The following is a 22,814-nucleotide window of genomic DNA, read 5'->3' as shown; positions in this document are numbered from 1 at the left end:
CACGAACCGGGGGCCGAAAGTGCAAGATCGCGGGGCGTGGTGGCGGGGGCCGTACGATCGCAGCCATGGGCGGGCACTTCACGGCACCGGCGGCGGCTCTCGCGGACGAGCTGCCGGGGTGGGTCATGTTGCTGCGGGCGCCCAACCCCGGGCCGATGACGCTCGACGGCACCAACACCTGGGTGCTGCGGGCCGCCCCCGGCGAGCCCGCTGTCGTGGTCGATCCGGGGCCGGCTGACGAGGCGCACCTCGCGGCGATCGCGGCGCAGGGACCCGTCGGGCTCGTCCTGATCACCCATGGCCACCCGGACCACACCGAGGGCTCGGCGCCCCTGCACGACCTGCTCGGCGGCACCCACGTCCTCGCCGCCGACCCGGCGCACACCATCGGCGGCGAGCCGCTGACCGAGCCGGGTGAGCACCTCGGCGGCTTCGGCCTGGAGATCCGTCTGCTCGACACCCCCGGCCACACCGGTGACTCCGTCTGCTTCCTGGTCGAGCACGAGGGCCAGCGCGTCGTCCTCACCGGCGACACGATCCTCGGCCGCGGCACCACCGTCGTCGCCCACCCGGACGGGCACCTCGGCGACTACCTGAGCAGCCTGGAGCTGCTCTCGACGTACGCCGGGATCCCGGCCCTGCCCGGCCACGGCCCGGCGCTGGCCGACTGCGGTGCGGCGGCCGAGTTCTACCTGGCCCACCGGCGGGCCCGGCTCGACCAGGTCCGGGCCGCGCTCGACGCCGGCGCCACCACCGCCGCCGAGGTCGTCGCGATCGTCTACGCGGACGTGGACCGCTCGCTGTGGTGGGCGGCGGAGTGGTCGGTGCGGGCGCAGCTCGAGTACCTCGGCCGGGAATCCGGCGGCACCGGCGCGGGGTTGGAGCAGACGTGACCTGCCCGGTGTGTGGAACCGTCGCCGTACCCGGCGCGCGGTTCTGCCACAACTGCGGTGCCGCGCTGCCGGCAGCCGCGACGCTCCCGGCCACCGAGCGCCGGGTGGTCACCGTGCTCTTCGGCGACCTTTCCGACTTCACCTCCTGGTCGGAGGACCTCGACCCGGAGCGGGTCGGCGCGGTCACCGACCGGGTGCTAGCCGCTCTCGCCGGTGCGGTCAAGACCTTCGGCGGGCACGTCGACAAGCTGACCGGCGACGGGATCATGGCGGTCTTCGGCGCGCCGGTCGCGCACGAGGACGACGCCGAACGGGCCGTGCGGGCCGCGCTGTCCATGCAGCGGGCGGTCCGCCGGGTGCTCGACGACGAGCGCGGCGGCGGCGCGCCGCTGGGCCTGCGGGTCGGCCTGAACACCGGGGACGTGATCGCCGGCATCCAGGCCGCGATCGAGTACACGGTCATCGGCGACACGGTGAACACCGCCGCCCGGCTGGCCGACGCCGCCGCCGTCGGCGCGGTCTACGCCGGTGCCCGGACCGCCGCCGCGACCCGGCACGTCGCGTCCTGGCGGGCGCTGCGCCCGCTGCGGCTCAAGGGCAAGCGCGAGCCGGTCGAGGCGTACGAGCTGCTGGGCCTCCTGGACGCCCCGGGCACCCGGTCCGGCCTCGGCGACGAGGCCCCTTTCGTCGGTCGGGAGACCGAGATCGGGCGGGTGGCCGGCCGGCTCGCCGAGGTGATCGACCGCAGCGAGCCCCGGGTGCTGCTCATGACCGCCGAGGCGGGCATCGGAAAGTCCCGCTTCGCCGCCGAGGTGGAGCGCCTCGCCGCCGGCTACGACGTGGGCGCCGGCCGGTTCGCCGCCCACACCGGCGCGCGGGTGCTCTCCGTCCGCTGCGCCGCGTTCGGCGAGCGGCGCCGGCTCGCGCCCCTCGCGGACCTGGTGCGCGCGGCGGTCGGCCTGCCCACCGACGCGGCCACCACGCTCACCCGCCCCGCCGTCGAGGAGCGGCTGCGCCGGCTCGGCCAGCGGCTCGGCCGGGCCGGGGGCGAGCCCGCCCCGATCGCCACCGAGCAGCTGCTGGCCCTCCTCGGGTACGCGGAGCTGCCCAGCGGTGGCCCCACCGACCAGGGCGAGTGGACCTCCACCGCGCAGTCCGCCGACGCCGAGGCGGTACCCAACGCGGTGGCCGACCTGCTCAGCGCCCTCGCCGGCGAGGCGCCCCTGGCGGTCGTCGTCGACAACCTGCACGACGCCACCGCCGAGACCATCAAGGCCCTCGGGCTGACCCTCAACCGGCTCAGCGGCCCGGTGCTGGTGCTGCTGCTCGGCCGGCCCGAGCTGGTGCGTACCGCCGGCGCGCTGACCCGGGTCGCGGACGCCGAGGTGCACGCCCTGCCCCCGCTGCGCGGTGCGGACGCGGCCCGGTTGCTCACCAGCTACCTGGGCGGCGGCAGGCTGCCGCAGGCCGACGCCGACCGGCTGCTCGCCACCGCGCAGGGCAACCCGTTCTACCTCGCCGAGCTGGTCACCCTGCTGATGGAGCGGGGGGCGCTCACCGCGGGCACCGGCAACTCCTGGCGGCTCGCGCCGGGCTCGCTCGGCAGCCGGCTGCTCTCCCGGGACCTGGCCGCCGTGCTCGCCGCCCGTATCGACGCGCTGCCGCCGGACGCCCGGTCGGCGCTGCGGGACGCGGCGGTCGTCGGGGACACCGTGCCCGCCGGCACCCTGGAGGCGCTCCGCGAGCAGCGCACCGGCCGGGACGGCCGGCCGGCGGCGGTCGTCGCCGTCGAGTTGGAACGCGCCGTCGAGGAGCTGCTGCAACGGCGGATGCTGCACCGCACCCGCGCCGGGTACGCCTTCGCCACCCCGCTGATGCGGGAGGCCGCTTACTCCGGGGTGAGCAAGGCCGAACTTGCCGAGCGGCACGCCGCGCTCGCCCGCTGGGCCGCCGCCGACCCGCCGGCCGGTGCCCCCGCGCCCGGCGGCTTCACCGAGGAGGCCCGGGACGAGTTCGTGGCCGGGCACGTCGAGCGGGCCACCGCGCTCGCCGACGTGGTCGGCCTGCGCCCGGACGCGTCCGCCCGGACGGTGGTCCCGCTGGGGGTGGCCGCGCTGGGCCGGGCCGCCCGCCGGTCACTGCAGGTCGGGGAGCCGGCGATGGCCGTGGAGTACGCGGAACGCGCCGCCGAACTCGCCCGCGGTGCCGTACCGGCGGCCGACCGGGTGGTTCACGCGCGGGCGCTGCTCCAGATCGGCCGCCCGGCCGACGCGCTCTCCTCCGCCGAGAAGATCGCCGCCAACGCCGGCGACGAGGCGGCGACCCGGGCCAGCGCCCTGCTCCTCGCCGGCCAGGCGCACCAGACGATGGGCGACCAGGGCCGGGCGGTGGCCTGCTGGCAGGAGGCGTTGCAGGTGGCCACCGCGCACGGGCTGCCGACGCTGCGTGCCTCGGCGATGCGCCGCCTCGGCATGGCCGACTTCATCGCCGGGCGGCTGGGCCAGGCGAGCAGCCGGCTCGCCGCGTCGTACCAGGTAAGCCTGTCGGTGCAGGACCGCCGGGGGCAGGCCTGGTCGTTGCAGAACCTGGCCTGGGTCACCACCACCCGGGGCGACTTCGCCGGCACCGACGCCGTGCTGGGCCGGGCCGCCCGGCTCTTCGCCGAGCTGAAGGACCCGTACGGGCGGGCCTGGCTGCGCGGCACCACCGCGTACGCCCGGCTGCTCGCCGGCCGGCTGCGGGATGCCTGCCGGATGGCGCAGGTCTTCCTGCCCTTCGGGGAGCGGGTCGGCGAGGAGTGGGCGGTGGGCACGCTGCGCGCGGTGGAGGCGTTCGCCACCGCCGAGCTGGGCGACCTGGCCGAGGCGGACCGGTTGGCCCGTCGGGCGTACCGGGACTTCGCCGCCGTCTCCGACGAGTGGGGGCGCGGCTTCGCGCTGGTGGTGCGGGGCGTCATCGCGCGGAGCCTGGGCGAGCCCGAGCACGCCGCCGACCTGCTCACCGACGCGCTGGCGTTCGCCGGGCGCACCTCCCACCCGCTGCTCACCGGCATGGCCGGCACGCTGCGCGGGTTCGTGGCGCTGGACATGGGCGACTGCGACCTCGCCGAGCGGGACGCCCGCGCCGTGCTGACCGCCGTCGAGCCGCACAACCCGCAGGCACCCGCGCAGGTGGCGCCCCGGGTACTGCTGGCCACCGCGCGGCTGGCCGCGGGCGACTCGGCCACCGCGGTCGGGCTGCTCGCCCCGGTCGCCACGGCCGCCATCAACGCGCCGTCGCTGCTCTTCTCCCGCCGCCAGACGCTGGCCCGGTACGCGTCCGCCCTGCTCGCGCACGGCCAGCGGGAGCAGGCGCTGGACTGGGCGCGGCGGGCCGTCGCCGCCCCGGCGGAGGACGTGCGCAGCCAGGTGATCGCGGCCAGCGTCCTCGCCGAGGCGCTCGCCGCCTGCGGCCGCCCGGCCGAGGCGCTGGCCAGCGCGGAGGAGGCGGTGCGCCTGGCGTACGCCACCGAGCAGCGCAGCGAACGCCGCAACGCCGACGCGCTCCGCGCCCGCCTGTCTGGAGGGTGACCCCCGGCGCCAGGTTTGGCGGTTTCGCCGATGTGGATGTCGGTGGTGGTCGCTAGCGTGTGGAAGCCGGACGCGGGGTGCGACCGCGCCGGCCGGGGAGGGGTCCGATGAAGCTGCCGCGTTCCGCCGCCGGCTGGACGATCGCGGTCTTCGGCGTGCTCGCGTTGCTCATGGGCGCGGTCGGGCTGATCTGGCCGGAGGCGCTGCTGCGGATGCTCGGCTTCGAGGTGCCCGCGTCCCGGGCGCCCGGTGACCACACCGGCACCTTCCTGACGGCGTCCTCGATGGCCTCGTTCAACATGGGGGTCTACTACCTGCTCGCCACGGCGACCGAGTGGCGGGCCTTCTACCGCTTCACGGTCTGGTTCCGGCTGGTCACCTTCGCCGTCTTCTCCATCGCGGTGCTGGCCGACGTCGCGCCGGGCCGGTTCTTCGGGGTGGCCGCCTGGGAGGGGCTGGGCGCGCTGGCGACCGCCGCCGGCCTCTGGTGGGACGCCCGCCGGGGCGCTGCCGCATCGACGCTCGCCACCGCCACGACGCCCGCCGGTCAGGCCGCGCCGCCGTCCGCGGCGGACGCGGTTCACTGAGCGGCCGGCCCGGTTCGGTATTTTCGAGCTGTGACCGACACTCCGCCCGGCGCCCTGCCGTTGCCCATCGTGCCGGGTCTAACCGATTTGCGGGTGTTCGCCCGGGGTGGTTACGCGACGATCTACAAGGCAACCCAGATCTCGGTGGGGCGCGAGGTCGCGGTCAAGGTCGAGAACCGCACGCTGGACAGCGAGCGGGACCAGGCGCGGTTCCTCCGGGAGGCGCGCGCAGCCGGGCGTATGTCCTCGCACCCCCACGTGGTAGACCTCTTCGACGTCGGGGTCACGGTCGACCAGCACCCTTACCTGATCATGGAGCTGTGCGACGGGTCGTACGCCGAGCGCATGCGGACCTCCCCGCTCGGCCCGCTGGAGGCCCGCGACCTCGGGGTGAAGATCGCCGACGCGATCGCCCACTCGCACGCGGCCGGGGTGCTGCACCGCGACGTCAAGCCGGCCAACATCCTCTACTCGCACTTCAACCCGGCGGTGCTGGCCGACTTCGGGCTGGCCGTCGTCGCCGAGATGCGCGACGCCTCGGTCGCCCTGGAGGTGCTCACCCCGGCGTACGCGCCGCCGGAGATGTTCAACCACAGCCCGCCGTCACCGGCCGTCGACGTGTACGCGCTCTGCGCCACCCTCTACGCGGTGATGCACGGCCGGCCGCCCCGCTGGCGCTCCGAGCGCAACCCGAGCCTGGTCACCGTGCTGGAGATGTTCCACCAGCCGATCCCGGGCCTGCCCGGCGTTCCGGAGGGCCTGGTCGACATCCTCCGCGCCGGCATGTCCAACGATCCGGGGGCGCGACCGTCCGCGGCCGAGCTGAAGACCCTGCTCGCCGACCTGCCGCTCAGCGGTGCCGTGCCCGGCCACGGCGGTGCCCCGATCCACGGCGGAGGCACGCCGTCCGGGCCGTACGCCGTCGGCCGGTCCGCCCAGCCCGCGCCGCGCCCGCCGATGGAGGACCCGCACCCCACCGTGCCGGCCGACGGGCAGCGTCGGCGCCGCTGGTTCCTCGGCGGCGCCGGGGTGGTCGCGCTCGCCGCCTCGGCCGGGGCCGGTGCCTGGCTGGCCGCCGGGGCAGCCGCGCCGCTCCCGTCGCCGACGGCCGCCGTCACGGCCGTGCTGCGGCCGGCCTGTTCGCAGGTGTCGGAGCTGCCCGACGGCGCGCGGTGCGGCGACGAGCTGGAGTGCTTCGGGCCGATGCAGGTGCGCGGTGCGCGGGCCTGGGCGACGCGAGTGCCGTGCGCCGGCGAGCACACGTGGGAGAGCTACGTCGAGGGCGTGCTGCCCGACACGCTGCTCGGCGCCGGCTACGACGAGGTCAGCACCGACCCCGCCGTACGGCGTGTCTGCAACCCGACGACGTTCCGGTTGACCAGCGGCATCGCGTACACCGACGGGTGGAACCTGGAGGTGCTCCCGCCGGACGCCGCCGACCGGACCTACCGCTGCCTGGCCGGGCGCGGCCTGGACGCGCTCGCGTCACCGACCTTCACCGTCAGCTGACGGCCCCCGGTAGCGGTCCCGCATAGCGCGCACCGCCTCCCGGTTGCCGAGGGTCTCCAGCGTGTCGGCGTCGAGGGCGTGCAGCGCGTCGGCCGGCGGGGGCGACACGGGGATGGCGGGTGGCTCGCGTCCGTCCCGGACGGCCGCCACGGCGACTCCCGAGATCGCCGCCGACAGGACGCAGAGCAGCGCCAGGACGACCGCGAGAAGGCCCTCGCCGCGCAGCACGACCACCGTTACCAGCAGCGCCACCGCCGCCATCCCGGCGACGAGCGCCACCAGCCGTGCGTCGGGCCTGCGTACCGTCACCCGTCCAGGATGTCCACGAACGGTCGGCTGTCAACTCGCCGGCCCGTCGGCCGTGGACATGGGGCCATAACAGCGTCCGGCATGAACTTTTCGTTACACCGCTGGGCGGCTTGTCTGGAATGTGGCTCTTCGGGGCGCGACATTCATTGCCTGCGATCTCTAGAGTGACGGGGGTCGAGCGACACCTCGACACCGTCCCTGTTGTCCACCGGAAGGCGTCCACATGCCACGACGAACCCGGTCCCTCGCCGCCGCCGGCATCGCCGGCATCCTCCTCAGCGGACTGGCGGTCCCACCCGCTCAGGCCGGCTGGGGTCGGCCCGTCACGTCCGACCGCACCAGCCCCGCCGAGGCGCGGCGGGTCGACCGCGTCCCCACGCCCAAGCTGGACTGGTACGCGTGCTACGACTACGCCGAGTGCGCCACCGTCGAGCTGCCGCTGGACTACGACAAGCCGAAGGGCGCGACGACCGAGATCGCCCTGTTGCGGGTCAAGGCCCGCGACCAGAAGAACCGGATCGGCAGCCTCTTCGTCAACCCGGGCGGCCCGGGTGGCTCCGGCACCGACATCGCGCTCGCGGCGCCGTACTTCCTCGGTGACGAGGTGCTCGACCGCTTCGACGTGGTCGGTGTGGACCCGCGCGGCGTCGCCGCCAGCGAGCAGGTCCGCTGCTTCCCGTCGGTGAAGGAGCAGACCAAGGCGTACGCCGGGCTGAACGTGGCGTTCCCCTGGACGAAGGACGAGGAGAAGGCGTACGTCACGTCCTCGAAGGCCGTCGCGAAGGGCTGCTCCACGACCGGGAAGCCGCTCAGCGGCGCCATGTCCACGGCGGAGGTCGCCCGCGACATGGACGTGCTGCGCCGGGCGGTCGGCGACAAGAAGCTGACGTTCCTCGGGTTCAGCTACGGCAGCATCCTCGGGCAGTACTACGCGAACATGTTCCCGGACCGGGTCCGCGCCCTGGTGATCGACGGCGTCCTCGACCCGAATGCGTGGGTGGGGCAGGGCAAGGCGCGCGACGTCACCCAGGAGGACCGGATGCGCAGCGCCCAGGGCGCGTACAGGGCGCTCCGCGAGATCCTGGACCGGTGCGAGAAGGCCGGCGAGGAGCTGTGCTCCCTGGCCGCCGGTGACCCGGTCGCCTCGTACGACCTGGTCGCCAAGCGCCTGCGCGCCAAGCCGCTCGTCATCGACGACCCCGACCTGGGCCAGTTCACCGTCACGTACGCGGACTTCGTCGGGTCCACTCTGGGCGGTCTCTACGGCCCGTTCGGGTACGAGCAGGTCGTCGGCCTCACCGCCGAGTTGCTGGTGCTGACCGACCCGGCCGCCTCCCCGGCCGCGAAGACCGAGGCGAAGGCCGGCGTGGTCCGGCTCGCCGCGCAGGCGCGCCAGCAGCGGAAGTTCGACTTCCCGTACAACAACGGGCTGGAGACCTTCCTCGGCGTGGACTGCACCGACGGCAACCACCCGAAGGACGCCGGCTCGTGGCCGGCGCGGGCGGCGAAGGCCGACAAGCGGGATCCGTACTTCGGCCGGCTGTGGACGTGGGGCACCTCGCCGTGCGCCCGCGACACCTGGACCGTGCGCGACGAGGACCGGTTCACCGGGCCGTTCAACCGGAAGACCAGCGCGCCGGTGCTGGTGGTCGGTAACTACTGGGATCCGGCCACCAACTACCAGGGCGCGGTCGCCGCGGCGAAGCTCCTGCCGAACAGCCGCCTGCTCAGCAGCGACAGCTGGGGCCACACCGCGTACGGGACGTCGGCCTGCGTCACCGGCACCGTCGACGCGTACCTGATCCGGGGCACGCTGCCGGCGAAGGGCACGGTCTGCACGGGCGACATCCAGCCCTTCGTGCCGCTGCCGGACGAGCCGGCGGCGACCGAGCGGGCGAAGCCGTCGAACGCCCGCGCCGCGCAGGACGCGCCGCGTCGCGGTGACCGCAAGCAGCTCCCGCCGGTGGTGGCGCCGCTGCCCGCGGTCGGCACGCTGACCGTCCGCTGACGGACCCCGGGGTACGGCGGGCGATCGAGCGCCCGCCGTACCCCGGCTCTTTCTCACGTTCGACGGCGCCCGCTACCGTCGGTTTCCCACAGGCTCCGCCGCGTAGCGAGGTGATCCATGTCCCGGTTCCGTTCGGTCGCCACCACCGTCGCCGTGGCGACGACGTTGCTCCTGGCCGCGGCCGCCGGCTGCGACAGCCAGCGGGAGCCGGAGCTGCCCTCGGTGCAGGAGAAGCTCCGCGAGTCCCACATCTGGGGTCAGCCGATCCTGCGGATCGGGGTGGCGGACGACGAGCCGCTGATGGGCGAGGTCCGCAACGGCACGCACGTCGGCTTCGACGTCGAGATCGCCCGCTACATCGCGGCCTCCCTCGGGTACGAGGGGGAGCAGCGGGTCGAGTTCGTGAACGTGTCCACCGAGGACCGCATCCCCGCCCTCCAGGGCGGCGTGGTGGATTTCGTGGTCTCCAGCTTCTCCATCACCGACGAGCGCAAGAAGCTGGTCAGCTTCGCCGGGCCCTACTTCGTCACCACGCAGGAGGTGCTGGTCCCGACCCGGCACAAGGACGCCATCCGCACCATCGAGGACCTGCGGAACCCGAAGTACAAGATCTGCACCAGCGGCGGCTCCACCACCGAGGCGGAGCTGGAGAAACACCAGGTCCCCACGGTCGTGGTCAAGGACGTCTGGGACTGCGTCGAGGGCATCCGCGCCGGCCGGTACGACGCGGTCAGCTCCGACGAGACGATCCTCGCCGGCTTCCTGGCCCGCCACCCGACCGAGTTCGAGATCGTCGACATGCCGTTCGGCACCAGCGAACTGCTCGGCGTCGGCGTACCGATCGGCGACCCGGCGCTGCGGGACCTGGTGGCGTACTTCCTCGACAAGAGCTACCAGCAGGGGCGCAACGGGCAGACCAGCCCGTGGCAGACCGCGTACAACCGGACGCTCGGGCCGTGGCTGCGCGTGGAGAAGCGGCAGCCGCAACCGCTCGACGTGCCGAAGCTGGTCGACTTCGACGACAAGGCGCCCCGGCGATGAGCACGGCGGCGGCGACCGGCGATCCTGGCGGCCCGACGCCGCCCGTCCCGCGTTCACCCGCACCACCGTCAGCCTCGCCGCCGGGGACGCCACCCGTGCCATCGTCGCCGTCGCCCTCGCCCTCGCCGGCGGCGGAGTCGCTCGGGTCGCCGTCGCCGTCGCAGGGGCCGCCGCTCGGGTCGGCGGCGGGGCAGGTCGAGCCAGCTCCCGTCACGCCTCGGACGGGGACCGTCGGCGGCTGGGACCAGGTCGAGCGGCGGGCGCGGGCCAGCCAGTCGTTCTGGACGGCCGTGGTCGGCGTGCCGGCGATCTTCTCGGTGCTCCGGCTCGGGGTCGAGGCCGGCGGCGAGTTGCAGACGACGCTGCTGCTGGTGGCCAACGTCGGGCCGATCAACCTGCTGGCCGGCTTCCTCACCACCGCCGCGCGCCTGCTCGCCACCGCGCTCGTCGCGGTCTTCGCGCTCGGCGCGGTGCTCGCCGCCAGCGTGGATGGTGCGGCGCGCCGGCCCCTCTTCGCCCGCTGGGTCGAGGTCACCCCGACCTGGTTCGTGGCGGCGAGCTTCCTGATGGCCCTGGTGACCTGGCCGCTGCTGTACCTGCCGCTGCTGGTGCCCGCCGCCTTCGCGGCGTTCCAGGTGCGGCCGGAACGGCTGCACGAGCAACCCGTGGCCCGGGTCCTCGTCGTCGCGGCGGTGTTCGGCGGTTACCTGTTCCTGCTCGTGCCGACGCTGCGTGACGCATGGCGGCTGGAAGAGTGGCTGGCGATCGTGCTGCTGGTCGTTCCGCCGCTGCTGGCGCTCTTCATCGCCGGGCCGCTGCCCGGCGTGGTGATCCGGCCACTCGCCTCGCTCACCCAGCTCGCCGTGCTGGCCATGCTGGTGTGGGTGGCGCTGCCGGTGATCAGTACGCCGGTGCTGCCGCTCACCGTGACGACGGTGGGGGACTCCTCCGGGGCCTCTGTCGGAGTTACCGAGGACATCCGGGGGCACGTGGTGACCACCGACGACGTCAACATGGTGATCCTCCAGGAGCGCGGCGGCGTGCGCTACGTGCCGGTGGGACAGGTACGCGCGCAGGTGCTCTGCCCTTCGGAGGAGGAGCTGCCCCGGCACCGGCTGCGGATCCACGACTTCCACGTCGAGGACTCGCTGCTGGAGGGGCTGGGCCGGCGGGTCCGCCCGGTGCACCGGGTGGACGCTGCCTGCCGATAATCAGCTAAATCGGCCAGGACAGGGCCGAGATGCTCTTGCAGGTTACGGTGCGTGTCCGTTCCTCAATCACATACGAGCAAACCACCACGGTGCCGTCGTGGAGCGACAAGGGCACCTGCCCCCACCACAGGTTGTCAAAGCCTGGTTCGCGGCGAACGCCCTGATAGGGGTCCTCAAAGCGGGAAAGCACCCATGCCGTCACCAGGTTGATGAGGTCCTGGTCGGGGGACTCGGTCTTGATCCAGATGTCGAGGTGGTCGGTGAAGCCCTTCAGCGACCACAAAGCGGCGTCAGACACCAGTAACGAGCCTCGCGCGGAGGGCTTCAACGCTGTCTTCGTGCATCCCCCGCTCGTCCATGGCGGCGTCGGCCAGCCATGCCCGCACGTCGGCGGTGTCGAGGACCGTTTCGTCGTCCTGCTGGCGAGGAGCACCAGCGGTACGGAAGAACTCCTTGATCCAGTCCTGCCGGATCGTGACGGACTCACCAGGACGACGGCTGCTGTCGGCCAGGCGCCAGGGTGGTTCGCCGTGCGTGAGGTTCTCCAGGTCGGTGCCGGTGAGGTTGCCGTACCGAGAGATCACGTACCCGATGGTGTTCAGCTCCGCCTCTCCAAGCTGGCGGCGCGGCGGGGGTGCGTGACCCCTGCGCTCGTCCCGCCACAGTGAGGACACGACTGGGCCCATGTCCCACGCGTCGATGCGCTCTCCGAACAGAGGGCGATCGAAGGTGGCGAGGTGGTGGCCCTGGCAGTAGTAGAGCAGTTTGTGCAGCTTCTTGACCGGAAGTCCGGGTAGCCGGTCGCGAAGTTCGGCGGCGATGTCATGCGCGGACACGGTCATGCCTCCCATGTTAGGGGTCGATCGAGAGGTTCCGGTGGTGGCAGCACGGGCGGGAGTCGCGGTCGACGGAGTACGAGGACAGTAACGAGAGGGTGCGACACGAACTGCTCTCGACGCGACCTGTCCTAGCGGTCGCCGCGTTGAAGGCCGCGAGGATCTTCCGGCGCTGCGGTTGAGGGAGTATGCCAGCGAAGGGCGAGTTCTGGCGTAGGTCGACAGCTTCCGGATCTTCCGCGATCAGTGCCCTGTAAACGGCGCCGACACCCTCGTCGATCTTGTCCTGCCAGCGCCTCAGCCAGACCTCGGTCATTGTCTTCTGATGCTGCAGGAGCAGCCGGTCGAGATTCACTCTGGCCCTGCGGAGCACCTCGTCAGGATCGGTGGCCAGGCGGCGCGCCACCGCTCGGTGCAGCCACAGCGACTTGAGCTGGTCGGGAGTCAGCTTGTGCGGGCGGCTCATCAGCGCCTCGACATCCACACGGTGATCCCTCAGGAGCGCGGCGGGGTGCGGTACGTGCCGGTGGATCAGGTACGCGCGCAGGTGCTCTGCCCTTCAGAGGCGGAGCTGCCCCGGCACCGGCTGCGGATCCACGACTTCCACGTCGAGGACTCGCTGCTGGAGGGGCTGGGCCGGCGGGTCCGCCCGGTGCACCGGGTGGACGCTGCGTGCCGGTGAGTCCTGCCTTCTGGAGGTAGATCGTGCGGCGGGCGATGGCGTCGCCCTTGGCGTTGAGCTGGTAGCCGTCCAGCCAGACCCAGCCGTCGTACGTGATCCAGTCGAGGACTCTGATCAGGCGGAACTTGATCGGGGTCAGGAACTGGACGCTGGCGGCGCGGTCGATGTGGAGCAGGGTGCCGGCGCGCAGGTCCGTCATGGCAGCCAGCCGAGGAAGCGGCGGTGGAGCAGGCCGGCCGGTGCCCAGGCCATGTCCTGGGTCGCGGCTACGAGGCACGAGCCGAGGTAGAGAGCTAGGGATACCGGGGCATCCTCGTACTCGGCTTTGAGTTCGTTGCGGCGGGTGCGGCAGGGCCAGGGGGCGCCACACCCGCCGCACGTCCAGATCGGCAGAACAGGGCCATGCGTGGTCATCGGCCCTCACCCGGCCAGTGCCTGCGGTTGATCGGCACTCGGTGTCTTGCCTGGCAGGGCAGGGCGCTTCCGCATCGGCAGACCCGCTGCCACTTCTGCCACGACCACACCGGACGGTGCCGCCGAGCCATCGTCAGCGCAACTGCGATCACGTACTGGTCGTAGGCGACATGCCTGCTCATCCGGCCCCCTCGCTTTGGGGGCATGGCGGCCGGGCCACGCACGGTCATCCGACCGCCACACCCAGCTCATGGTTTACCGGCGAACACTCAATATGCAAGATTACATTTTGGATGAAACGATCGAGGAGCTTTCACCTCGTTAGGTTCCATTGCTGAGCGTGGCGAACAGGTGTTACATATCGAGCGCAAGTTTCGCCCGGTATGTAGTGCCGGAGAGGAAGTGGCAATGACGACGGACACCGGCTCGACGGTTCCTCGGCGGCAGCTCGGGCGGCACCTGCGGCACCTCCGCGAAGAGGCGCGCATGACCGTCAAGGCAGCAGCCGACGCGCTGGAGTGGTCCACCCCGAAGATCTGGCGGATCGAAACGGGTGCGACGTCGATGCGCTCCCTCGACGTCGAGGCGATGTGCAGAATTTACGGAGCGTCACCGGAGTTGACCGAGGCGCTGATGGGCCTCGCGAAGGAGACGAAGGGGCGCGGTTGGTGGCACTCGTATGGCGACGCCATCCCCGAGTGGTTCGAGCTGTATGTGGGCCTGGAAGCCGCCGCACGCCGCCTGCGGAAGTACGAGGCGCAGTTGATCCCTGGCCTGCTTCAGACCAAGGCGTACGCCACACGGGTCTACGAGGTGGCACGCCCGGACATGACCGCGGAGGAAATCGACCGAGGCGTAGCGGTGCGACTCGGCCGACAGGCGCTGCTGACCCGCTCCGCACCCCGCGCTCCGCAGGTGGACATCATGCTTGACGAAGCTGTGCTGCGCCGGGGTGTGGACGCCGAACAGCTCAACCATGTCGTCACGGTGAGCCGCCAGCCCAACGTGTCTGTGCGCGTGGTGCCGTTCGGCGTCGGCCTGCACCGCGCCAGCATGACCAACGGCGCCTTCACGATCCTCGACTTCGACGCGGGTAGCGAGCCGTCGATCATCTACTCAGACGGCCTCACTGGCGCCCTCTATCTCGACAAGCCCGCAGAGGTCGCAGCGTACGAAGGCGTATGGTCCGCCATCGAGCAGCAAGCCCTCAGCGAGGCGCAGTCTCGCAAGCTCATCGCATCGATCGCAGAGGAACAGACATGACCCCCCTCAAGTGGAAGAAGAGTACGCGGAGCAACGGTGGCGGTGACTGCGTGGAGGTCGCCGCCCCACCCCACGCCGTCATGATCCGAGACAGCAAGGACCGGCAGGGACCGGTGCTGTCCTTTACCCCCCCGCGAGTGGAGTGGCTTCATCGAGGCCATCAAGACCGGTAAGTTCGACGTCTGAGCAAGGGAACCAGCCGATATCCAGGGCTGGGTGGGACGGCGGAGACTGTACGGCTCGGCCGGGTGAGCGCAGTGTCGATGGAGCCCGTTTTGCCCATGCAACGGTGGGGAGCGGCCCGATCGGTCGACCTCGACCACGGCAGTCCGTAGTCGGTAGTACACCGCAGCAGCCCCGCGTCGTAGCTGGCGGCGCCTGCCATCCCGGCCGATACGACCGTGTCAAAGGACTCAACCCAGACCATGACTTGCGCCCTAGCCCCGCGTCGTTCGCGGGGGAGGTCCACGTGTCTGACGTCCTGTCGACCTAGTCCAGCACCGCTGCCACGTGCACGCCTCTTATGGGTTGTCGGTGCCCAAGGTTACGACCCACTCCCGCCAGCAGGGCGGGTCGACGACAAACAGGATGACGAACAGGCACACTAGGCTGAGACATTATGACATCGGCCGCAGCTCTAGCGGGTTGCGGCAACCCCACACCGCGCCAGGCTCGGGATCGAGGAACTAAGTGACGAATGAACCTTTCGTAGCGCCCGACCCGATGGGTAAGTTTTCCATCAACCGCTTAAAGCTGCGTCACTATAGGAGTATCGCGGGCTGCGACATAAACCTGGGTCCGCTGACGCTGTTAGTTGGCCCAAACGGCGCAGGTAAGAGCAATGTGTTGGACTCACTTCGGCTTGTCGCGCAGGCGCTCAACGAAAATCTTGACAACGCGCTTCGTGAACGGGGCGGAATCAGTGAGGTTAGACGACGCTCACGAGGTCATCCAACGCACTTCGGCGTTTCAATGGAATTCACAGCGGCGGGTTTGCGTGGCACATTCGGATTCCAGGTGGGGGCCGTTAGCGGTGGGGACTTCCGCGTCTCGCGTGAAGAATGCAGAGTGTGGTGGCCTGAGTCTGACGAAGTAATAGACCCCGGTGGACTGCGGGCGCTGCTCTATAGCGAGAAGTTTTATGAGGTACGTGAAGGCAAGGTCGTGTCCTCTAGCGAGCCGTTGCTGCCAAAGGTTTCCGAGGATCGACTGTACTTAGTGGCGGTGTCTGGTATCGAGGCCTTCAGGTTCGTGTACGAGGGTCTTTCCAGCATCAATGTGTATAACCTGAACCCGGACGCTATGCGCCACTTGCAGAAGCCTGAAGCCGGCGACCTATTGCGTCGTGATGGATCAAATATTGCAAGCGTGATCGAGCGGCTGCGGCGGGACTACCCGGATGCCAAGGCCAAGATTGAGGAATATCTGAGCCGGGTCGTAGAGGGCGTAGTGGGCGTTGAGCGCAGAGGACTTGGTTCTTGGGAAACCATTGAGTTTCGGCAACGGGTTGCTGGAGATGTAGCCCCTTGGACCTTCCAGGCTAGTTCGATGAGTGATGGCACTTTGAGAGCTCTCGGAGTCCTCACCGCGCTGCTTGGTGGAGCCCCTGGTAGGCCAAGCCCTGTCGGTGTCGAAGAACCAGAAGCTGCCCTGCACCCTGCTGCGGCCGGCCTCCTTCTAGATGCCCTACGGGACGCAAGCGAGTCTCGCCAAGTCATAGTAACTACACACAGCCCAGATCTGCTTGATTCCTCGACCATCTCGCCAGACGAGATTCTGGCTGTAAGGTCTATTGAAGGCAACACAGTTATTGGCCGCGTTGACGCAGCTGGGCAGAAAGCATTGCGAGAAAGCCTATTTACGCCAGGTGAGCTGCTTCGAGTTGACCAACTGGCTCCAGAGAAGAACGATTCGGGGCAGTTGGAGTTGTTTAGATGAGCGCGCCTCCTACGATTGCATCGATAGTTGAAGGTTATGGCGAAGTGAGCGCATTACCCGTTCTCGTGCGGAGAATCGCCCTGGAGGTTTTCGGCTGCGCTACGGTGGAACTTAGCAAGCCTCACCGGGTTCCTCGGAACCAGATGGTTGGCCCAACGATGTGTCGTGCTGTGGAGATGCAGACGGCTCGAATTGCGAACGAGGGTGGCGTGCTCGTCGTTGCTGATGCCGACGACGATGATCCATCAGAACTAGCAACGCAAATTGAAGATGCGGCGAAGAGGGAGGGCGTCTTGGTTGCCATCGCGGTCCGCGAATACGAGGCGTGGTTCCTGGCTGCAATTGAGTCCCTGAGGACTCATCGATCAGTACGTGATGATGCACATTTCGAGGGTGATCCTGAACTGCCGAGAGGTGCGAAGTCGCGGCTCGAGAGCCAGATGGTAGAGAAGTACCGGGAGACAATCCACCAGCCGGCCTTCTCCGCCATGCTGAGCATAGAGCAAGCCCAACGATGCCTCTCGTTCGATAAGCTCGTGCGACAAATCGGGCGACTACTAGATGCTTAGCTCGCGCAGAAGGTGGCGACCTAGCCTCTCATGGCACCGCAGCCGGGCAGCTAGCTGACTGAGAAAAGGCGGCCGACCAGCTGTGCCAACTCAGTACGACTTGTCTTGGCCGAGGACGTGTTGGGCGACGAAGTTGAGGATCATCTCCCGGCTGACCGGGGCGATCCGGCCCGCCCGTACCGCCCCGAGCAGCGTCGCCACCCCGTACTCCGTGGTCATGCCGGCCCCGCCGTGCACCTGCACCGCCGTGTCCACCGCCAGAGCCGCGGCCTCGCCAGCCGCGTACTTCGCCATGTTTCCGGCGACACCCGCCTCCAGGTCACGCCCGGCGTCATAGAGGAGAGAAGCCTTCTGGATCATCAGCCGGGCCAACTCCACCTGCACCGCCGCGTGCGCCAGCGGATGCGACACCCCCTGGTGGGAGCCGATCGTCCGCCCGCCCCACACCGCCCGCGTCGCCGTGTACTCCGACGCGCGCTCGATCGCGTACCGGCCGGTGCCGGCGCCCATCGCGGCGACCGTGATGCGCTCCGGGTTGAGCCCGGAGAACAGCGCCGGCAGGCCGGCCTCCACCGACTCGCCGACCAGCGCGTCGCCGGGCAGGCGGACGTCGTCCAGGTAGAGCAGGAACTGGTTCTCCGGGGACAGGATCTCCATGTCCAGCTTGGACCAGGTCAGCCCGGCCGCGTCGGTCGGGACGATGAACAGCGCCGGCTTCAGCTTGCCGCTCACCGCGTCCTCGGTGCGGGTCACCACGAGCACGTGACCGGCGTCGTCGACCCCGGAGATGTAGCACTTGCGGCCGGAGAGCACCCAGTCGTCGCCGTCACGGCGGGCGACTGTGCCGAGGCGGTGGAAGTTCGAGCCGGCCTCCGGCTCGGTGATCGCGAAGACGATCTTCTGGGAGCCGTCCGCCAAGCCGGGCAGGTGGCGCTTGCGCTGCTCGTCGGTGCCGTGCCGGTTGATGACCGTGGCGGCGATGGCGGGGGAGACCACGAGCAGCAGCAGCGGGCAGCCGGCTGCGGCCAGCTCCTCGCAGACGATGGCCAGCTCGGTGATGCCGCCGCCCCCGCCGCCGTACTCGGTCGGGATGTTCACGCCCAGGTAGCCCAGCCGGCCGGCCTCGTTCCACAGCTCGGTGGTGTGCTCGCCGGCCTTGGCCTTCTCCACGAAGTACCGGTGGCCGTACCGCTTGCCCAGCGCCCGCACGGCGTCGCGGAGCTGGTCCTGCTCGGGGGTGAGGTCGAAGTTCATGACTGAGCCTCCTCAAGAGGGTTGACCACGGCCAGCACGGCGCCGGTGTCGACCTGGCCGCCGGCCGGGACCGGCAGTTCGGCGACCACGCCGTCGGTGGGGGCGAGCACGGGGTGTTCCAGCTTCATCGCTTCCAGGGTCAGCAGCAGGTCACCGGCGGCGACCCGCTGGCCGACCTCGACGTGCACCCGGGTCACCGCGCCGGGCAGCGGCGCGAGCAGCGACCCGGCGGCCAGCTCCGCGGTGGGTAGGGGGAAGCGCGGCAGCTCGGCGAGGCTCGCCGCCCCGTCCGGGCCGTCCACGAAGACCTCCGACCCCTGACGGTGTACGCGGTACGCCCGCCGCACCCCATCCACGTCGAGCACGACCCGTTCCGTGGCGGCCTCGACCAGTGCGACGGTCGGCGCACCGCCGAATTCGTCGGAGGTCGTGGCGTCGCCGGCCGCTGCCGGCGAGCCGCCGTTCGACGTCGGGTTGCCGGCTATCCCGCCCCGGGCGGCCGGGCCGCTGTCGGACGTTGCCGCCGAGGTAGCCCGTCCGGAGGCGGCCGGCAGTGTTGACCACTCGGCGAGCCGTCCGGCGCGATCCAGGCGGTAGCGGACCTCGATCTCGCCGCCGTCCGGGCCGGTGAAGCGGGTGACCTGGGGGAAGGCGGGCACGTTGCGCCAGCCCGACGGCAGCCCGGCCAGCACCGACGCCGAGGCGCGACGGTCGGCCGCTGACGCGAGGGCCGCTGCGAGCGCGACCAGGGGAACCTCGTCGGCGGGCAGTAGCGGCTCGAAGACCTCGGGGTGCCGGTCCAGGAAGCCGGTGTCGACCTCGACGGCGGCGAACTCCGGACTCCGTAGGACGCGGACCAGCAGGTCCCGGTTGGTGGCCACGCCGTGCAGTTCGGCCCGAGCCAGGGCACCGGCCAGGACGCGGGCCGCCTCGGCGCGGGTGGGCGCCCAGGCGATCACCTTCGCGAGCATCGAGTCGTAGTGGACGCTCACCGCCGAGCCGTCGACCACGCCGGAGTCGAGCCGCAGGCCCGGACCGGCCAGCGGTCCGAACTCGGCCGCCACCCCGGGCAGGGCGAACCGGTGCAGGGTTCCGGTCGCGGGCCGGTAGCCCTGGGCCGGGTCCTCGGCGCAGAGGCGTACCTCGATCGCGTGGCCGTTTGGCGGCGGGGTCGCGGACAGGGGTAGCGGCTCGCCCTCGGCGACGAGCAGTTGCAACCGGACCAGGTCGAGGCCGGTGGTGAGTTCGGTGACCGGGTGCTCGACCTGGAGGCGGGTGTTCATCTCCAGGAAGTAGATGTCGCCGTCCGGCGCGAGCAGGAACTCGACCGTGCCCGCGCCGACGTAGTCGACCGCCCGGCCGGCGGCCACCGCCGCCTCGTGCAGCCGTTGCCGCACCTGCGGCGGCAGCACGCCGGGTGCCTCCTCGACGATCTTCTGGTGGCGGCGCTGGATCGAGCACTCGCGGACGCCGAGGGCGACCACCGTCCCGTACCCGTCGCCGAAGATCTGCACCTCGACGTGGCGGCCGCGTTCGACGTACCGCTCGATGAAGACCGTGCCGTCGCCGAACGCCGCGGCCGCCTCGCGGCGCGCGCTGGCGACGGCCTCGGCGAGCCCGGCGGCGTCGCGGACGGCGCGCATGCCGCGCCCGCCGCCCCCGGCGGACGCCTTCACCAGCACCGGGAAGTCGGTGACCTGGTCCGCGTCGGTCCAGGTGGGGAGCATCGGTACGCCGGCCTCGGCGAGCAGCGCCTTCGCGGCCACCTTGTCGCCCATCGCGGCGATCGCCTTGGCGGGCGGCCCGACCCAGGTCAGGCCGGCGTCGGTGACCGCCGTGGCGAACTCGGCGTTCTCGGCGAGGAAGCCGTAGCCCGGGTGCACGGCGTCCGCGCCGGCCTTGCGGGCCGCGTCGAGGATGAGGTCGATCCGGAGGTACGTCTCGGCGGGCGTGTTCCCGGGCAGGCGGACGGCCTGGTCGGCCTCGGCGACGAAGGGCGCGTCGGCGTCGGCGTCGGAGTGCACGGCGACCGTCTGCACGCCGAGGGACCGGCAGGTGGCGAAGATCCGGCGGGCGATCTCACCGCGGTTGGCTACGAGCAGCTTCTGGATCATCGTGTCCTCACATCCGGAAGACGCCGAAGCCGTCGGCGCCCTTCACCGGTCCGTTGTGGATCGCCGACAGGCAGAGCCCGAGGACGGTACGGGTGTCCCGGGGGTCGATCACGCCGTCGTCGTAGAGCCGGCCGGAGAGGAAGAGCGCCCCCGACTGGGACTCGATCTGCTGCTCGACCATCATCCGCATCGCGGCGTCGGACTCCTCGTCGTACGGGCGGCCCTTCGCGGCGGCGGCCTGCCGCGCGACGATGGACAGCACGCCGGCGAGCTGCGCCGGGCCCATCACCGCGGACTTGGCGTTCGGCCAGGTGAACAGGAAGCGGGGCTCGTACGCCCGGCCGCACATGCCGTAGTTGCCGGCCCCGTAGGACGCGCCCAGGTTGACCGTCAGGTGCGGCACCGTCGAGTTCGACACCGCGTTGATCATCAAGGCGCCATGCTTGATGATGCCGCGCTGCTCGTACTCGGTGCCGACCATGTAGCCGGTGGTGTTCTGGAGGAAGATCAGCGGGGTGTCGGACGCGTTGGCGAGCTGGATGAACTGCGCCGCCTTCTGCGCCTCCGCGCTGAACAGCACGCCCCGGGCGTTGGCGAGCACGCCGACCGGGTACCCGTGCAGCTCACCCCAGCCGGTGACCAGCGCCGTGCCGTAGCTGGGCTTGAACTCGTCGAACTCGCTGCCGTCCAGCACCCTCGCGAGGACCTCGCGCGGGTCGAACGGCACCTTGAGGTCGGCGCTCGCGATGCCGAGCAGGTCCTCCGGGTCGTACTTCGGCGGCTGGGGACGGCTTGTGCGGGGCGGCGGGCCGGTCTTGCGCCAGTTGAGCCGGCGTACGCACTGCCGGGCCAGCCGGATGCCGTCGCGCTCGTCCTCGGCCAGGTAGTCGGCCAGGCCGGAGGTCGAGGCGTGCATGGCCGCGCCGCCGAGCGACTCGTCGTCGGCGTCCTCGCCGGTGGCCATCTTCACCAGCGGCGGCCCGGCCAGGTAGACCTGCGACCGGTCCCGGATCATGATCACGTGGTCGGACATGCCCGGCACGTACGCGCCCCCGGCGGTGGCGTTTCCGAAGACCACGCTGACCGTGGGGATCTTCGCTGCGGAGAGCCGGGTCAGGTCACGGAAGACCCGCCCGCCGGGGATGAAGATCTCCGCCTGGGTGGGCAGGTCCGCCCCGGCCGACTCGACCAGGTTGACCATCGGCAGCCGGTTGGCGAGGGCGATCTCGCCGGCCCGCCGGGTCTTGGCGAGCGACCAGGGGTTGACGGCCCCGCCGCGTACCGTCGGGTCGTTGGCGATGATCAGGCACTCGACGCCCTCGACCACGCCGATGCCGGTCACCACGCTGGCGCCGACCGGGAAGTCCGTCCCGTACGCGGCCACCGGCGACAGCTCCAGGAACGGGCTGTCCGGGTCGAGCAGCAGCTCGATGCGCTCGCGGGGGAGCAGCTTGCCGCGCTTGTGGTGGCGGGCCACGTACTTCTCCCCGCCGCCGGCGCGGGCCTGGTCTAGCGCCGCGTCCAGCTCGGCGAGGCGTTCCAGCAGGGCTGTCCGGTTGGCCTGGGCTGCCGGGGAGGCGGGGTCGATCGCGGTGTCGAGTGTGGTCACAGGCCCATGCCCTTCGCGATGATCTCGTTCATGATCTCGGTGGTGCCGCCGCCGATGCCGAGGATGCGCTGGTCCCGGTAGTGCCGCTCCACCTCGGCGTCGCGCAGGTAGCCGAACCCGCCGTGCAGTTGCAGCGCGGCGTCGACCACGTCGGCGCAGGCGGCCACCGCGACGTTCTTCGCCATCGCCACCTCGCTGATCACCGGCTCCCCGGCGGCGGCACGTTCGGCCACCGCGAGCACGTAGGCGCGGGCCGCCTCGGCGCGGGTGTGCATCTCGGCGAGGCGGTGCCGGACGAGTTGCCGGCTCGCGAGGGGCCGGCCGAACGTCTTCCGGTCCCGGCACCACCGGGTGGCCAGGTCGACGCAGCGCTGCGCGGTCGCGTACGCCTGGACGGCCAGGGAGATCCGCTCGCTGGCGAAGTTCCGCATGATGGCGAGGAAGCCGGTGTTCTCCGCGCCGACCAGGTTCGTCACCGGAACCCGGACGTCGGCGAAGGACAGCTCGGCGGTGTCCGAGCAGTGCCAGCCGAGCTTCTCCAGCCGCCGCCCGACGGTGAAGCCGGGCGTCCCCTTGTCGATCACCAGCAGCGAGATGCCGCCCGCGCCCGGCCCGCCGGTGCGCACGGCGGTGGTCACGAAGTCGGCCCGGTGGCCGCTGGTGATGTAGGTCTTCGCGCCGTTCACCATGTAGTGGTCGCCGTCGCGGCGGGCGGTGGTGCGCAGGCTCGCGACATCCGAGCCGCCGTCGGGCTCGGTGACGGCGAGCGCGCCGATCATCGTGCCGGCGAGGGTCGGGCGGACGTACCGGTCGATGAGGTCGTGCGCCAAGTCGTTGCTGCGGCCGGGCGTGGTCGCGGAGCCGGCGTTACCGGCGGACCCTGCGTTGCCGGCGGACCCTGCGTTGCCGGCGGACCCGGCGTTACCGGCGGACGCAGCGGTGTCGCCGACGGCCGCGACGATGTGCGGCAGGGCGATGCCGTGCGTGAACAGCGCCGCGATCAGGCCG

Annotated in this window: 18 protein-coding genes and 3 pseudogenes; 12 read left to right on the top strand and 9 right to left on the bottom strand. The window is 71.2% G+C overall.

The features are described 5' to 3' along the window. The first annotated feature begins 65 nt into the window (after positions 1-65). From HCJ94_RS19590 to HCJ94_RS19575, 4 genes are all read left to right on the top strand, one after another. Positions 66-893 (top strand): MBL fold metallo-hydrolase, encoded by an 828-nt coding sequence (locus HCJ94_RS19590; RefSeq protein ID WP_168002485.1) that lies wholly within the window; start codon positions 66-68, stop codon positions 891-893. Continuing rightward, positions 890-4,462, top strand: a complete 3,573-nt coding sequence (locus HCJ94_RS19585; protein WP_168002484.1) for an adenylate/guanylate cyclase domain-containing protein — start codon at positions 890-892, stop codon at positions 4,460-4,462. Before HCJ94_RS19590 ends, HCJ94_RS19585 begins: the two co-directional genes overlap by 4 nt. A gap of 107 nt (positions 4,463-4,569) precedes the next feature. After that, positions 4,570-5,049 carry a hypothetical protein gene (locus tag HCJ94_RS19580; protein WP_168002483.1) on the top strand — a complete coding sequence of 160 codons (480 nt, stop codon included), beginning with the start codon at positions 4,570-4,572 and terminating at the stop codon, positions 5,047-5,049. Positions 5,050-5,118: 69 nt separating this feature from the next. After that, positions 5,119-6,558 carry a serine/threonine-protein kinase gene (locus HCJ94_RS19575; RefSeq protein WP_309227348.1) on the top strand — a complete coding sequence of 480 codons (1,440 nt, stop codon included), beginning with the start codon at positions 5,119-5,121 and terminating at the stop codon, positions 6,556-6,558. Here the strand turns inward: HCJ94_RS19575 and HCJ94_RS19570 are convergent. Further along, a complete protein-coding gene (locus HCJ94_RS19570; RefSeq protein ID WP_168002481.1) occupies positions 6,535-6,867 on the bottom strand; it encodes a hypothetical protein in 333 nt (110 codons plus the stop codon). The genes HCJ94_RS19575 and HCJ94_RS19570 overlap by 24 nt on opposite strands. 223 nt (positions 6,868-7,090) lie before the next feature. Between HCJ94_RS19570 and HCJ94_RS19565 the strand changes: the two genes are divergently transcribed. From HCJ94_RS19565 to HCJ94_RS19555, 3 genes are all read left to right on the top strand, one after another. Further along, entirely contained in the window at positions 7,091-8,875 is a 1,785-nt protein-coding gene (locus HCJ94_RS19565) for an alpha/beta hydrolase (RefSeq protein WP_168002480.1), read from the top strand. Between the two features lie 117 nt (positions 8,876-8,992). Further along, a complete protein-coding gene (locus tag HCJ94_RS19560) occupies positions 8,993-9,916 on the top strand; it encodes a transporter substrate-binding domain-containing protein (RefSeq protein ID WP_168002479.1) in 924 nt (307 codons plus the stop codon). Between the two features lie 95 nt (positions 9,917-10,011). After that, complete coding sequence (locus HCJ94_RS19555) at positions 10,012-11,127, top strand: hypothetical protein (RefSeq protein ID WP_168002478.1); 1,116 nt, start codon at positions 10,012-10,014, stop codon at positions 11,125-11,127. A 4-nt stretch (positions 11,128-11,131) separates the two neighbouring features. Here HCJ94_RS19555 and HCJ94_RS19550 read toward each other — a convergent pair whose 3' ends face one another. The 3 genes from HCJ94_RS19550 to HCJ94_RS19540 are packed head-to-tail and all read right to left on the bottom strand — an operon-like array spanning position 11,132 to position 12,447. Next, positions 11,132-11,425: a hypothetical protein gene (locus HCJ94_RS19550; protein WP_168002477.1), complete on the bottom strand. Its 294-nt coding sequence runs from the start codon at positions 11,423-11,425 to the stop codon at positions 11,132-11,134. After that, on the bottom strand, positions 11,418-11,969 hold the full coding sequence (locus HCJ94_RS19545; protein WP_168002476.1) for a Panacea domain-containing protein: 552 nt from the start codon (positions 11,967-11,969) through the stop codon (positions 11,418-11,420). Before HCJ94_RS19545 ends, HCJ94_RS19550 begins: the two co-directional genes overlap by 8 nt. A 10-nt stretch (positions 11,970-11,979) precedes the next feature. Further along, positions 11,980-12,447 (bottom strand): hypothetical protein, encoded by a 468-nt coding sequence (locus HCJ94_RS19540; protein ID WP_168002412.1) that lies wholly within the window; start codon positions 12,445-12,447, stop codon positions 11,980-11,982. Between the two features lie 3 nt (positions 12,448-12,450). Between HCJ94_RS19540 and HCJ94_RS19535 the strand changes: the two genes are divergently transcribed. Then, positions 12,451-12,645 carry a hypothetical protein gene (locus HCJ94_RS19535; protein ID WP_168002411.1) on the top strand — a complete coding sequence of 65 codons (195 nt, stop codon included), beginning with the start codon at positions 12,451-12,453 and terminating at the stop codon, positions 12,643-12,645. Here HCJ94_RS19535 and HCJ94_RS31525 read toward each other — a convergent pair. Then, positions 12,605-12,844, bottom strand: a pseudogene (locus tag HCJ94_RS31525) (hypothetical protein); the annotation flags it as partial. The gene HCJ94_RS19535 and the pseudogene HCJ94_RS31525 sit on opposite strands and share 41 nt — an antisense overlap. Before the next feature lie 623 nt (positions 12,845-13,467). Between HCJ94_RS31525 and HCJ94_RS19520 the strand changes: the two are divergent. From HCJ94_RS19520 to HCJ94_RS19505, 4 genes and pseudogenes are all read left to right on the top strand, one after another. Next, positions 13,468-14,322 (top strand): helix-turn-helix domain-containing protein, encoded by an 855-nt coding sequence (locus tag HCJ94_RS19520; RefSeq protein ID WP_168002474.1) that lies wholly within the window; start codon positions 13,468-13,470, stop codon positions 14,320-14,322. Beyond that, a pseudogene (locus HCJ94_RS19515) lies at positions 14,319-14,508 on the top strand (DUF397 domain-containing protein). The gene HCJ94_RS19520 and the pseudogene HCJ94_RS19515 overlap by 4 nt, the downstream one beginning before the upstream one ends. Positions 14,509-15,012: 504 nt before the next feature. Continuing rightward, a complete protein-coding gene (locus tag HCJ94_RS19510) occupies positions 15,013-16,260 on the top strand; it encodes an AAA family ATPase (RefSeq protein WP_205801555.1) in 1,248 nt (415 codons plus the stop codon). Next, positions 16,257-16,829, top strand: a complete 573-nt coding sequence (locus tag HCJ94_RS19505) for a DUF4276 family protein (RefSeq protein ID WP_168002472.1) — start codon at positions 16,257-16,259, stop codon at positions 16,827-16,829. Before HCJ94_RS19510 ends, HCJ94_RS19505 begins: the two co-directional genes overlap by 4 nt. A gap of 90 nt (positions 16,830-16,919) precedes the next feature. Here the strand turns inward: HCJ94_RS19505 and HCJ94_RS19500 are convergent, their stop codons facing one another. The 4 genes and pseudogenes from HCJ94_RS19500 to HCJ94_RS19485 form a co-directional block, all read right to left on the bottom strand. Next, entirely contained in the window at positions 16,920-18,083 is a 1,164-nt protein-coding gene (locus HCJ94_RS19500) for an acyl-CoA dehydrogenase family protein (RefSeq protein ID WP_168002471.1), read from the bottom strand. Then, positions 18,080-20,197 (bottom strand): ATP-binding protein, encoded by a 2,118-nt coding sequence (locus HCJ94_RS19495; protein WP_168002470.1) that lies wholly within the window; start codon positions 20,195-20,197, stop codon positions 18,080-18,082. Before HCJ94_RS19495 ends, HCJ94_RS19500 begins: the two co-directional genes overlap by 4 nt. 7 nt (positions 20,198-20,204) lie before the next feature. Continuing rightward, complete coding sequence (locus tag HCJ94_RS19490) at positions 20,205-21,806, bottom strand: acyl-CoA carboxylase subunit beta (protein WP_168002469.1); 1,602 nt, start codon at positions 21,804-21,806, stop codon at positions 20,205-20,207. Then, a pseudogene (locus HCJ94_RS19485) lies at positions 21,803-22,627 on the bottom strand (acyl-CoA dehydrogenase family protein); the annotation flags it as partial. The gene HCJ94_RS19490 and the pseudogene HCJ94_RS19485, both read right to left, overlap by 4 nt. Positions 22,628-22,814 lie beyond the last annotated feature (187 nt).

The organism is Micromonospora thermarum, from assembly GCF_012034245.1.
In the GTDB taxonomy this organism is placed as follows: Bacteria; Actinomycetota; Actinomycetes; order Mycobacteriales; family Micromonosporaceae; genus Micromonospora; species Micromonospora thermarum.
Note: the sequence above shows the minus strand (reverse complement) of the source record. Positions and strands in the feature narration are given on the sequence as shown.

Bases quoted from the DNA above. Each gene is read 5' to 3' on its own strand.
- HCJ94_RS19565 (WP_168002480.1), top strand. From the start codon at position 7,091: ATGCCACGACGAACCCGGTCCCTCGCCGCCGCCGGCATCGCCGGCATC.
- HCJ94_RS19590 (WP_168002485.1), top strand. From the start codon at position 66: ATGGGCGGGCACTTCACGGCACCGGCGGCGGCTCTCGCGGACGAGCTG.
- HCJ94_RS19545 (WP_168002476.1), bottom strand. From the start codon at position 11,969: ATGACCGTGTCCGCGCATGACATCGCCGCCGAACTTCGCGACCGGCTA.
- HCJ94_RS19580 (WP_168002483.1), top strand. From the start codon at position 4,570: ATGAAGCTGCCGCGTTCCGCCGCCGGCTGGACGATCGCGGTCTTCGGC.
- HCJ94_RS19505 (WP_168002472.1), top strand. From the start codon at position 16,257: ATGAGCGCGCCTCCTACGATTGCATCGATAGTTGAAGGTTATGGCGAA.
- HCJ94_RS19520 (WP_168002474.1), top strand. From the start codon at position 13,468: ATGACGACGGACACCGGCTCGACGGTTCCTCGGCGGCAGCTCGGGCGG.
- HCJ94_RS19495 (WP_168002470.1), bottom strand. From the start codon at position 20,197: ATGATCCAGAAGCTGCTCGTAGCCAACCGCGGTGAGATCGCCCGCCGG.
- HCJ94_RS19500 (WP_168002471.1), bottom strand. From the start codon at position 18,083: ATGAACTTCGACCTCACCCCCGAGCAGGACCAGCTCCGCGACGCCGTG.
- HCJ94_RS19560 (WP_168002479.1), top strand. From the start codon at position 8,993: ATGTCCCGGTTCCGTTCGGTCGCCACCACCGTCGCCGTGGCGACGACG.